Genomic DNA, 12,373 nt, shown 5'->3' on the forward strand with positions numbered 1-12,373 from the left:
TTCTTCACCCTCCCCCTGTCCTCATCCCTCACCTCCTCCTTCCAAACACACCTCTTTCACTGGCGAACCGGGGTGGCCACTGGCGCCGCGGTTTGGGCCTTGGGGGATGTGACGATGACGCTGAAGAAGCTCGCCGCCGGGTCGGGCTACGAGTACCTGACTCGCCAGGTCGCAGCGGCCGATTCGACCGAGCTCGGCAAGACCCCGCTGGCTGAGTACTACGCCGCCAAGGGCGAGGCGCCCGGCCGCTGGGTCGGCTCGGGGCTGGCCGAGATCCAAGGCGTCGAGTACGGCGACGTGGTCACGGCCGAGCAGATGCGACACCTGTTTGGCGACGGCTGCCATCCGGTGATGGGCACTGGGTTGGGCCGGAAGTTCGGCAAGAGATCGGTCGCCGGGTTCGACCTCACGTTCAGCCCGGCCAAGTCGGTCGCGACCCTGTGGGCGGTCGCGCCGCCCGAGTTCGCGCGGGCGATCAAGATGGCGCACAACGCCGCCGTACTCGACGCGCTGGCCTTCCTGGAGAGCCACGGGACCTTCACGCGCGAGGGCGCCGGCGGCGCTCGACAGGTCGAGACGCGTGGTCTGATCGCGACCGCGTTCCTGCACCGCGACTCCCGCGCGGGCGACCCGGATCTGCACACCCACGTCGCGGTCTCGAACAAGGTCCAGACCATGCAGGGCAAATGGCTCTCGATCTACGGGACGATCCTGCACGAGCATGTCGTCGCCGCCTCCGAGGCCTACAACACCGCGCTCGAGGCTCACCTCCACGATCAGCTCGGCGTCCGATTCATCGACGTCCCACGAGCCGCGGGCAAGCGGCCGGTGCGCGAGATCGCCGGCGTCGACCCAAGGCTCTCCGCACGTTGGTCCCGCCGTAGGACCGACATCGAGGAGCGAGTCGAGGAACTCGCAGAGGAGTTCACGGACAACCACGGCCGCCGCCCGAACGACAAGGAGCGGATCGTGCTCGCGCAGCGCGCGAACCTGGAGACGCGGTCGGCCAAGCACGAGCCACGCTCCGAGGCGGAGCAGCGCACGACCTGGCATGGCGAGGCAGCGGACCTCCTCAGCGAACGCGGTCTGCGGGCCATGGTTGACACGGCGCTCCACCCCGATCCGGCACCCACCCAGCCGGTCTCCGCGGCCTGGCTCACCGAAGCTGCCCATCGGGTGATCCGCGAGCTCGAGGCGCATCGCGCGAGCTGCCAGAGCTGGCACATGTACGCCGAGGCGCAGCGCCAGGTCCGGGGCCTCACCCTCGCGCCCGAGCAGATTCCCCAGGTCATCGAGCACCTCGTCGATGCCGTCACGGACCAGTTGATCAACCTGACGCCCGACCTCGACCCGATCACCGAGCCGGCCGCGCTCAAGCGTTCCGATGGCGTCAGCGTGTATCGCCACACGGGCGCGGACCACTTCACCAGTACGCGGATCCTGGAGGCCGAGGCCCGGGTCGTTGACGCCGCCGGCACCGATGCCAGCACAAGTCCAGATCCGGTCGATGTTGACCTGGCGCTGATGACAGCCGCCCTTGAAGGGCCGGCGCTCAACGACGGCCAGCGGGAACTCGTGCGCAGCCTCGTCGCCGACCCGCGCCGGGTCGCGCTCGCCCTCGCGCCGGCCGGCTCCGGCAAGACCACCGCGATGAGCGTCCTCGCCCAGGTCGCCCACGACCTCGGATACGACGTCGTCGGCCTCGCGCCATCAGCGGCCGCAGCCGCCGTGCTCACCGACGCGACCGGCATCCCCTCCGAGACCCTCGCCATGCTCGATCACTCCCTCGTCGCCGGCCTGGATCCCGGGTTCGGGCCGCACACGATGGTGGTCGTCGACGAGGCCGGGATGTCCGACACCCTCACCCTCGACCGGATCATCACCGCCTGCACCGGCCGAGGTGCACGAGTACGGCTGGTCGGCGACGACCAGCAGCTCGCCGCGGTCGGCGCTGGCGGCGTCCTGCGCGACATCGCCACCACGCATGGAGCCGTGCGTCTCGACCAGGTAGTGAGGTTCGACGATCCCGTCGAGGCGTCGGCGTCGCTCGCACTGCGCGACGGCGACCGCACGGCGCTGGGGTACTACCTCGACCACGACCGCATTCACACCGGCGACGAGCTCACGAGCCTCACCGAGGTGCTGGCAGGGTGGCAGGAGGACGCCACTGCCGGCCGCGAGTGCCTGATGCTCGCGCCCGCTCGCGACCTTGTCGCCCGGCTCAACCACGCCGCCCGCAAAGCCCGCCTCACTGGCGTGCGACCTGAAGACGAGGTCGACCTTGCCGACGGCAACCAGGCCTCGGTTGGCGACACGATCCTGACCCGCCACAACGAGCGCCGCCTCGGCGTCAGCGGCACCGACTGGGTCAAGAACGGCGACCGCTGGACCGTCACCGCGCTCGCCGCCAACGGCGGCCTGCGTGCTCGACACCTGCGGTCCGGACTCCAAGTCACGCTGCCGCGCGAGTACGTCGCCCACCACGTCGAGCTCGGCTACGCCACCACCGTCCACGCCGCCCAAGGCAGCACCGCGGACGTCATGCACGGCATCCTCACCGGGCACGAGGACCGGCAACTGCTCTATACGATGCTCACCCGCGGCCGCTTCGAGAACCACCTCCACCTGATCGACGAGCCGATCACGCCGGAAGAGCAGTTCCTGCCCGGGATCGATGAGCAGATCACCGCCGTCGAGGCACTCGACCGGATCATCGCCCGCGACGGCGCCGCGACCTCCGCGACCACCGAGCTCACCCACGCCACCAGTCCCTCAACGCTGCTGCACGAGGCCGCAGGCAGGTACGCCGACGCCGTCACCGCCGCCACCCAGCGGCTCTCTGGCGCGGACGCCGACATCGCTCTCGAAGCGGCGGGCGCCGGCCCGCTCCCGTGGCTGCCCGGCGTCCCCGCCGCCCTGCGCAGCGATCTCGATTGGTCGGAGTACCTCGACGCTCGCGCCGAGCGCGTCCGCACCCTCGCCGACGCCGTCTGTCGCGACGCACACCTCCCGCCAAGCTTGCGGCGCTTCGATGACGTGCTTACCGACCAGCTTCGCGAGGCGGTAGTCGTCTGGCGAGCCGCCAACGGCGTTCCCGACGACGACCGGGGCCTCCTCGGCCCACGAACCAACGACCTCGCCGCCGACCGCTACGCCCGCCACCTCCAGCGCCAGGTCGACGCCCTCTATCCCGAGTCAGTCCGGCGCTGGGAAGCACAGATTGCCCGGGCGATCGGCGACCTGGACCACCGCGACGACCGCACCCTCGACCTGGCTCGGGAGCTCGACCGCATTCAAGGCAGCGGTCTCAACGCCACCCAGATCCTCCGTCGCGCGGCCACCCTCCGACGCCCACTCCCTGACGACCGCAGAGTCGAAGCCCTGGCCTACCGGATCGAGCGCATCGCCGCCAACGACGCCGCACTCCGGCCGCAGACCCATCAGCCGAGCCGGCGGTCACCCGGCATCGGACTCTAGGAGAGCCTTCCATTCACGCGGCGTCGCACTCCGACGCCTTGTCCCGAGAACCACGTTGAACGCAACACGCAGCTGCTTGGACGTCATGCCCGGATGGTCGAGACGAAAGCGCTCTTCCTCCGCCTCGACGAGCGTGAGGTCCATCTCGTCCCAGATCGTCAGCTCCCGCTCCCGGTGCTGGGCCTTCCACTCCGCGTACCGCTGCGGGTCGTCCCGCGCATCGACGTACTCGATCAGCCGATCCAGAGCCCTCGCCGCGCGCTTCCGCAGCGACCTCGGCGCGAGGTTCGCCTCCGCAGCCACGGCCTCAACGACAGTGGGCGCCACCAGGCCCGTCCGCCCGCGGCGCGCGGGCGCGTTCTGGCGGTCGGCTTCCGCGGCGAGCGCCCACAGCAGCCAGTAGTCGAAGCCATTGATCGCGGCCTCCTCCTGGCCGACGTGGAAGACCTCGACGAGGACCGGACCAGGATCGTCCTCCAGTTCTATGCACGCCATCTCGTCGAGCACGTCGGGATCACCGACGACCTGCGCCATTGCCCGGTCTCGGCGTACTGCGAGGTCGCCCGCCCCCAGGTCAGCGAGCACCTCGCGCTGTGTCTGGCCCACGATCGCGCCGGCGATGTTCGGCGTGGTCAGGCGGTACGCCGCAACAGCCTCGATCCAGAGCTGGCTGGCCACCAGTCCGTCGATGTCATCCGACATGTCTCGAAGCCGACGCGCGACCTTCTCCGCGCCCGGAAGCAGCGCCCAAACCAGCGCGGTGATCGCGTCCGGCTCACTCTCGGTCATCGAAGCGAGCGCGCCGAGAACTGCCTTCGCCTCATCCGGTGACGCGAGGGCCCACCCGGGCAGGTCGACGAGGTCGTCGACGACGTCGTCAACGAGGCGCTGTGTTACCCAGTGCCGCCAGGCCGCTCGCGCCTCCCCCATGAGCGCACCCCCCAGGTCCTGGAGGCCAAGGCGATCAGCAACCGACACAACGTGCTCCCGAGGGACATCCCTGCCCCGACGGTCAGCAGGGACCTTCCAGCCTGAGCGGGACAAACCTGCACGTCAAGGGTCGCTTCCGCCGCCCGACGATGCATCTCGAGACGTTGAGAGACAGTCCGAGACGCTCCGCAACAACCAGCACCAATCAGCAGTTGAATCTCTTCAGTCGTCATCTCAGCATGTGACCGTTGATGCCGATTCTCGGTCTTCGATTCGCCCTTCGTTCGAGCCATGATGAAGAGGTGCCGGCATACCAGAGCTGGGCCAGCAGCCCGGCCTCACGCAAGGTCATGCAGGGCAACCGGTCGCGAGACACCGCGCCCGAGCTCGCCGTGCGTCGGCTCCTGCACGCAGCTGGGCTTCGCTTCCGCGTTGACTTCCGCCCCGAGCCGTCATTGCGGAGGACCGCCGACATTGTGTTCACCAGGCAGCGCGTCGCGGTCTTCATCGACGGCTGTTACTGGCACGCATGCCCCGAGCACGGCACGAGCGCACGTACAAACAGCGAATACTGGTCGGCCAAACTCCAGCGCAACGTCGCCCGTGATGCCGACACCACGGCCCGGCTCGAGGCGGCCGGTTGGACCGTGCTCCGTTTCTGGGAGCACGAGGATCCGACCCAGGTCGCACGTGAGGTAGCTGGCACCATCCGTGCCTACCCCGCTGAGTCGACTGCCGGTAACGCTCGATAGACGTCCGGCTTGAGCTGAGCGTTGAGTCCGAGCGGGCCGAGCAGCGTGTAGTAGCCAGCGTCCCTCTTGCCGTACCGGTACAGGCGGCGAAGCCTGTACGCCGGGCCAAGGTCGTTCGATGCCTCGACCTCATTGCCCGAGATGTAGAACGGGAGCTCCTTGGCGTAGCGCGTCGTCTTCACCTCGATGAACACGAGCTGGTCGGTCAAGTCCTGGAACGACTGGACGTCGTACCCGAGACCGTCCCCGTCGAGTGCAGACACGTGTCGCACCTCGGAAGCAAGGTCATCGCGGCCACCGGCACTTAGCCGAGCACGCTCGCCTTCCACGACTGCCAGTTCGCCGGCCCTTCCCAGGGCACGATTGAAGGATTCGATCGCCGCGAAGTCGATGCCCACCACAGCCACACGGCCATGGGACCTCTCCGACCAGTTGACAGCAGGTGGATCAACCTCAGCACCGAGCGGACTCCGGTCGACGTTCGGGTCCTCCACGGACCTGAGCATGAATGCGCGCAACTCGGCGTCTTCCGTGAACCGATCGATCACCACCTCGCGGAGTCGTTCCTGAAGGTTGCTCAGCGGCTTGTACCCAGGGATCCACAGCGCGTTGATCTCATCGAGGACCGCGGAGATGTTGCTGAACTTCTTGCCGATCGAGCCGATCGAACGGTCGACGGTGCGGGCGACTTCCCGCTGGTACGCGGCCTTGACGTACGGCTCCTCGGCCAGCTCCAGAGTCAGCATCTGGAAGTAGATGTCGACGGTCGTGTTGATCTCGTCATCGCTCCAGGGGCCGGTCGCCACGGGCACCAGGTTGCCGGACGTGTCGCCCCGTGTCCTGGATATCAACAAGCTCGCGGCCGTGAGCGACGAGCAGAACGGTGGTCCGGTCCAACGCACCGCGTGAGTTAGCCTTCATCTGCGGCCGAACCGCGCGTTCTGCGCCGCCCTGTCGGAGGTTCCGCGTAAGCTTGCCAGCATGTTCGATTTCGTCGACTACTTCGCTGGCGTCGGCGGGTTTCATGCTGCGCTCAGTGGCCTCGGCGGTCGGGCCGTTCAGGCATGCGAAATCGATCCGAAGCCTGCAGCGATCTACGAACACAACTGGAACCTGAAGCCCGAGAAGGACGTGCGTGAGCTCGCCCGGCATCCAGAGTTGATCCCCGCGCATTCTGTGCTGGCCGGCGGCTTTCCCTGTCAACCGTTCAGCAAGTCTGGTCGTCAACTCGGCATCGCCGAAGATCGCGGAACCCTCTTCGAGGACGTGCTGAAGATCCTTGAGGCGAAGCAGCCCCCGGTTGTGATGCTCGAGAACGTCCGCAACCTCGCCGGTCCACGCCAACAGGCCGCATGGCTGCGGATCCTCCGTGGCCTGCGCGAGGCTGGCTACCGGGTGGGCGATCGCCCCACCGTGTTCTCGCCGCACCTACTGTCTCGGGCGTTAGGCGGAGCTCCCCAGGTTCGGGATCGCGTCTACATCTTGGGAGTCTGGGTCGGTAGGGACCGAGCGATGACAGAAATCGACCTCGACCCTGTCGTCCCCCATACGGCTGAGGAGGGATGGGACGTTTCCGATTGGAGCATCGAGGCGGACGTGCTGCTTCCTGAGCCACCGGCCAGTGAGATCCAGCGGTACAAGCTGAGCGGTGACGAGATCGCCTGGATCGACACCTGGAATGAACTGCTCGCGATGCTCGGAGACGCCAAGTTGCCTGGATTTCCGCTTTGGGAGTTCGCCTGGCATCAGCGGCGCCCAAACGGCTACCGGACGATGCCGGCCTGGAAGCAGAAGCTCATCGAGCAGAACCGAGACTTTTACCTGACACACCGCAGTGCAATCGATGCATGGCGATCGCGGGATCGAGACGTTCCCCTCTCCAAGTTTCCAGCCTCGCGCAGGAAGTTCGAATGGCAGGCCGGCTCGGGTGAGCGGGATCTATGGAAGCACCTGATGCAACTCAGGCCGTCGGGCATTCGCGTCAAGCAGGCGACCTACGCACCGGCACTGGTGGCCATGAGCCAGACACCCATCTTTGGTCCGCGTCGTCGCCGACTGACTCCGCCCGAGACCGCCCGACTGCAGGGATTCGATCCGACGACGTTCTCGTTCGCCGATCAGCCGGACAGCGCGAGCTACAAGCAGATGGGCAACGCCGTCAACGTGGGCGTCGTACGACACGTCTTCAAGGCGTTCGTCGAGAAGAACGCCGATGACATCGCGGCGTGCGGACCGGCCGGCACGTCCATCCTGGAGTCGCTGGGGATCGATGTTCCGCTGGTCTCGACCAGCGTCGCAGCCTCGTAGCCCAGTTCAAGGCGCAGATCAGAGATCAGAGTCCCAACGCGGCGAAGAAGTCATCCGGGCCCTGTGATGGTGAGGATGAGAAGTCAGATCGAAATGTCATCCCGGAGACACCGGGAGGCAGCGGGTACCCGAGCTCTGGTCGTGGAACGTCCTCCCGCCTGAAAAACTCGAGGCTCTGGTCGCTCACGTCAGCGACGAATCGCTCCGCCATGAACTCTCCGAAGGACGCTCCGCACTCCGCCGCCAAGATCGCCCAGAACGCTTCTCGATCCTCGCTGGCACCTAGGCCGTCCGCGACCCTTCGGGCGAAGTCACCAATCGTCATCCCACTCTCGCGCAACTCGACCCGAACGGACGCGAAGTAGCGGTTCCCCGGGCCGAACGCCTGGTCTGCAGAGATCGTGTGCGATCGCGTGGCCGACTGGGTCGCCTTCACCTCGACCTCGACGGGCGGCCGTGTCAGCACGAAGTCGATGGTGCTGGTTGGCACGCTGTGCCACCCGCGAACCCAATCCTCGGGTCGTCTCGCGGCCGCGATCAACGTCAACTCGCCGATCAAGCCCACCACGTCGGTTCGTGGCGGAGCCTGAAGCCTCCAGAACAGGCCAAGCCACCGCGCGAGTTCGTCAGCAACGTCGGTCTCGGCCGGGTCGCTCGGAAGTGCGAGAAGCAGTTCGTGGACGAACGAGGCGAACAAGGTCTGTACTTCGGGGTCAACGCTCCTGCAGCGCATCACGGAGACCCGCATAGTCCGCTGTGTGATCCCATCGTCAAGGCGATACTGGACACCGAACTCGGCACTCAGCGCAGCCATTCGCACCGGAATGGGGCTCGACGGCCCTGTGCGAGCCACGATCGCAGCGACGTACTCCCCACTGGCCGCGCCGCCCGCGTACGCCAAGGTGCCGCCGGCCTCCGTTGCGATGGCGCTGACAGCGAGAGTCTGATCAGGAAGGCCCTCCGCAGAGGCCCTCTCAGAACCAGACGCCATCGCGCCACGCAATTCGGCGCGCCGGTCTACTGACACTAGAAGCCGACCTCGATGATCCACCCACTAGCCGCCGAGCTCGGAACGTGCCATGCAGTCACGAGATAGCGCCCGAGCGGCTCGCGATCGCGCGACTCAACCGCCACTTGATGTAGTTGAACTGCGATGCCATCGTGATCCGCGCCGATGCTGCGATCTCCCGGATAATCGCCAGAGCGTCCCTGGAAGATCTGGATCCCTCCTCCAACTGTCTCCTGCCGGCGTCCAGGCTCGCCGGGCCTCATCCAGTAGACGGCTATCGAGTGATCGCTTCCGGGCTCGTCGGAGAGACGCGCGAGCGCGAGCGACAGTGCCTGCGCTTGCTCGTCGCCCAACCGCGACCGCGGCGTCACGGCCTCGAGCAGTTCCAGTGTGACGTGCGGTGAGGTGTACCCGCGCCGATGACCGTAGGGGTCGAGACTCCAGTTGACGCCTTGGAGGATCCGCTCGGCCGTCCGGACGTTGTCTTCCAGCGCCGCGGCATCCACTCTTACCGGCTGTCGATCAGTGATCCATTTGTCTGCCATCGCAACTCGGGCTAACGGCATCCCGATTACCGACGCCCTGGTCGGCCGCATGCTGGGGTCGAGCAGGAACTTCCGACGCCACTCCTTCAGTGTCTCCGAGCCGTCCTGAATCGCTCTCAGTGACTCGAGCATGTCTCGCTCATGGTGTACGTAGTTCACAAAGGCGTCTCGCACGTCCGCGTCGAGGAAGACACGACAGAGTCCCAAGTACGCGGCCTTGTATCCGAAGAACCGGGCTCGCTGTTGGATGGTGTCTGCGACGGACATGCCAGCGCCGCGCGGCATGTACGTCACCGTGAGCCCCTCGACCGTAAAGCCGCGGTCGATCGCCTGGCCTCCAACCAGCACGTAGAACTTGGTCCTTATCCATTGGATGACAGGCGTCTGACCCAGTCGAGTGTTGACCTCAGTGACATCGAGGTTGTTGAGCACGAAACCGAACGCCTCCCAACAACTCTTGAAATCCGCAAGTTCGGGATACGTCTTCTTGAGATCTTCCCAGGCAGTGCGGAAGTCGCCGCGAAGTTTGACGGGGTCAGCGTCACCGGCATGCTCGAGACGGTCCTGCCATGTGGTCTTCATGTCCCGGACCCACGTGGCAAAGGTGCCTTGGTCGGCGGTCCCTCGCGACGGATGAACGAGCATCGACCTCGTCTCCGGTCGTCCACCGGCAACAACGTGCGCGGCGCCCACGAGGAAGAGCAGGAATGCCTGCCGCAGGCCGGCCGGGGGTGGACCGTTCGGATTACTGGCCGCCTGAACGTCAGCGGCATCGATCACGTGTACGTGCCGGGACGGCTCGCTGCCACCGAAGTAAACCTCGCCGCCGGTGTAGCCCTCGCCCGGCTCGAGCACGCGCACGAAGTCAGGCGATAGCGCGTCGTCGATTGCGATGAGCAATGGCGCCTGAGGAGTCGCCGTGTACTGGAGGTAGAAGTGGTTTGGCACCGCCTGCCTCAGCGCCTGCAAGTTGGAGTACGTGGAGGACTCTCGGCCACGCCGAACCAATGTATTGAGGCTGGCTTGGTCAGCCTCGTCGTCAACGATCAAGACCCGGACAGCCGACAAATCCACTCGTGTGAGCGCTCCAGCCAGATCGGCGATCCGGGTGTAGTTCTTCAGCACGACAACAACAGCGGTCTCCTTGTAGGCGGCCGGCGTTGCAGGATTCATCCAGTTCGCTTTGACCCGCAGGAGCTCTTGCTCAACGTGGTCCGACGGCTGGAGGTTGTCCGCAGGGTCGAGGAAGGTCCACCCGGCCGGCGACGCTTCGTTGAGGTCCTTCTTGAGCCGCCGCTGGCCCTGCGCCAGAAGCGGGTTCGAGATGCCACTGATGACGATCACGACCGCGAAGTCATTGTCGCGGGCGAGAGAGATGACGCCCTCGTACGACAACGTCTTTCCGGATTGGACCCGGCCCACGACCAAACCGGTGGACCTCGGCCCTGCTACCAGCGCACCGCGCAGGACTTCGACGGCACTTGCCCGAACTGCCGGCCGCGCCTCAGGCCGAACGACCTCGCTAAGGAAGCCGGCGAAAGTATCCCCTGAGACAACGGTCGGCATCTCGTCGGCCGCACTTGCCGGCGACATCGTCGGTCCGGTCATGCGTCGCTCCTCAGCCGCTTCGCAAGTGCGCCGCTCAGCAGCGTCTCGACCTGACGCATGAAGGTTCCGGCGATCTCACCCTCGCCTGATGAATTGAGGACGCTCTCCGAGACGACCATGGCGACGGCAATCCGGAACACGGCCTCGATCGCGTCCGTGCTGCCGAGTGCGAACTGCTTCAGAAACGGGTGGGCGGTGTTTAGGACGACGTGTGCTGTTACATCTCCACTCCTTGGCTCAGCCTCGACGTGCCGCACGAGCCAGCGGGTTTCCCCTGGGCGCGACGAGGCGGTCATCCGAAGTGTCCATGTGCGGCCCTGGTGGCCGAAGGAGAACTCTCGCTCCACGTCACCGACGGCGTCTTCCGATGTGCCGGCATCCGCAGGAACGGGCGAGTCGGTCGGAGCATCGATGCCCTCGGCCAACGCGTTTGGCAGCTCGCGCTCGACGACGTCCGCGGTGTTCTCTGTTGCCTCGCGGATTCGCTTCTGCTCCTGCTTGGACGCTTGCCGCGCGCGGTAGTGCTCGGCCTGCTTCAACAATGGCAAGGGCTCAGCATCGAGGACCGCTCGCAACTTCTCCTCGAACTCCTCCTCGTGTCCATGCCACTGGAATCCATCCTTGGTATGGCTGACCGGTAGTCCAGCGATCTCCAGTTCCCCGAAGAGACGCTGTGACCGGTAGGAGTTTCCGCCTCCATAGATGCGAGTGGGTCGATAGGGCGACTCGCCGCTTCCGACGATGACACGGCCCCGGCGAAAGAGAGAGAGTCCGTTGCCACTGGTGCGGCCCTCCGCTCGGATCGCACACCATCCTGCGACCTCGATGTCATCGCCGAAGACGAAGTCGACCTCCTTGCGCCACTCCTTCGGCTCCTTGGAGAGGTCATGGTTGGCCTCGGAGCGAACATCGACGGCGCGGAGAACCTGTGGCTCCTCGTACTCCATTTTCTGTCCGGCGACGGTCAGGTTCAGGCGGTCGTCTCGGAGGAAGCCGCGATAGATCTCTCGTAGGTGGTCCCGCACCTTGCCCATAGTGCGCCCGGGAAGGAACTGATTGAGGTCCCAGAGCTCGATCCTGGTGTAATGAGCGTCCCGCGACACAGGCCGGGTCGTGACCACCAAGTCCTCTACCTCGTCACGCAGGACCGACTCCATGTTGAACTCGATCGAGTACTCCGCCGGATCGCCAATGCTGGTCGTCACGACGCGCCAGTTCTGCGCGAACCAGATCGAGGCACTCTTCATACCCATGCCGAACTCGGACAGCCCACTTCGGTCGGGTGGTACCTCGGCGGCCTTGAAGGCGCGGGGGAAGTCCTGATGGGCGATCCCGCCGGCATTGTCCGCTATGACGATGCGCCCGCCGTTCTCACGCTGGTAGTCGATGTCGACACGAAGCCTGTACTGCGGCTCCACGCCGACAATCTGCGCGTACGACTTCGAGGCGCTCTGGATCGCATTGTCGACGTACTCGGCCAGCGCGAACCATGGTTCATAGTTGAGGTGCCCCAACACTCCCAGGATCGACACGCCAGGAACGATGCTGACGCGTTCGGCCGTTGCGCCAGCGGACGTTCGATTCGCGTCCTCGTTCGGACGCACTCCCTCGGCTACTCCTCGCTCCACTCCGTCGACCCTAGTAAAGACCCCCGACGCATGTGGCCGATTCATGTGCTCGCAGCACCTACGTGGAGCAGGCAACCCCCACCAGTCCCCCACGGAAGACCCAGACCTAGCAAGGGG

Annotated in this window: 8 protein-coding genes; 3 read left to right on the top strand and 5 right to left on the bottom strand. The window is 65.9% G+C overall.

Annotated elements, in window-relative coordinates:
• The first annotated feature begins 114 nt into the window (after nt 1-114).
• On the top strand, nt 115-3,477 hold the full coding sequence (gene mobF, locus Q9R13_RS13775; protein WP_310961746.1) for a MobF family relaxase: 3,363 nt from the start codon (nt 115-117) through the stop codon (nt 3,475-3,477).
• Here the strand turns inward: mobF and Q9R13_RS13780 are convergent.
• Nucleotides 3,457-4,407 carry a hypothetical protein gene (locus tag Q9R13_RS13780; protein ID WP_310961747.1) on the bottom strand — a complete coding sequence of 317 codons (951 nt, stop codon included), beginning with the start codon at nt 4,405-4,407 and terminating at the stop codon, nt 3,457-3,459. The two genes, mobF and Q9R13_RS13780, sit on opposite strands and share 21 nt — an antisense overlap.
• A gap of 251 nt (nt 4,408-4,658) precedes the next feature.
• On the opposite strand from Q9R13_RS13780, the gene Q9R13_RS13785 reads away from it, so the two are divergent.
• A complete protein-coding gene (locus tag Q9R13_RS13785; RefSeq protein ID WP_310965091.1) occupies nt 4,659-5,159 on the top strand; it encodes a very short patch repair endonuclease in 501 nt (166 codons plus the stop codon).
• Here Q9R13_RS13785 and Q9R13_RS13790 read toward each other — a convergent pair.
• Nucleotides 5,123-5,965 (bottom strand): protein NO VEIN domain-containing protein, encoded by an 843-nt coding sequence (locus Q9R13_RS13790; protein ID WP_310961748.1) that lies wholly within the window; start codon nt 5,963-5,965, stop codon nt 5,123-5,125. The genes Q9R13_RS13785 and Q9R13_RS13790 overlap by 37 nt on opposite strands.
• Before the next feature lie 175 nt (nt 5,966-6,140).
• Here Q9R13_RS13790 and dcm point away from each other — a divergent pair, with 175 nt between their 5' ends.
• Complete coding sequence (dcm, locus tag Q9R13_RS13795; protein WP_310961749.1) at nt 6,141-7,466, top strand: DNA (cytosine-5-)-methyltransferase; 1,326 nt, start codon at nt 6,141-6,143, stop codon at nt 7,464-7,466.
• 25 nt (nt 7,467-7,491) lie between these two features.
• On the opposite strand, the gene Q9R13_RS13800 is transcribed toward dcm, so the two are convergent.
• From Q9R13_RS13800 to Q9R13_RS13810, 3 genes are read right to left on the bottom strand one after another with little or no spacing between them, the layout of a single operon-like run.
• Nucleotides 7,492-8,457 (bottom strand): PD-(D/E)XK motif protein, encoded by a 966-nt coding sequence (locus tag Q9R13_RS13800; protein ID WP_310961750.1) that lies wholly within the window; start codon nt 8,455-8,457, stop codon nt 7,492-7,494.
• Between the two features lie 35 nt (nt 8,458-8,492).
• Nucleotides 8,493-10,628, bottom strand: coding sequence for a Z1 domain-containing protein (locus Q9R13_RS13805; RefSeq protein ID WP_310961751.1), 2,136 nt, complete (start codon nt 10,626-10,628; stop codon nt 8,493-8,495).
• A complete protein-coding gene (locus tag Q9R13_RS13810) occupies nt 10,625-12,160 on the bottom strand; it encodes an ATP-binding protein (RefSeq protein WP_310961752.1) in 1,536 nt (511 codons plus the stop codon). Before Q9R13_RS13810 ends, Q9R13_RS13805 begins: the two co-directional genes overlap by 4 nt.
• Between the last annotated feature and the right edge of the window lie 213 nt (nt 12,161-12,373).

This window comes from Nocardioides marmorisolisilvae (assembly GCF_031656915.1).
Classification (GTDB): Bacteria; Actinomycetota; Actinomycetes; order Propionibacteriales; family Nocardioidaceae; genus Marmoricola; species Marmoricola terrisoli.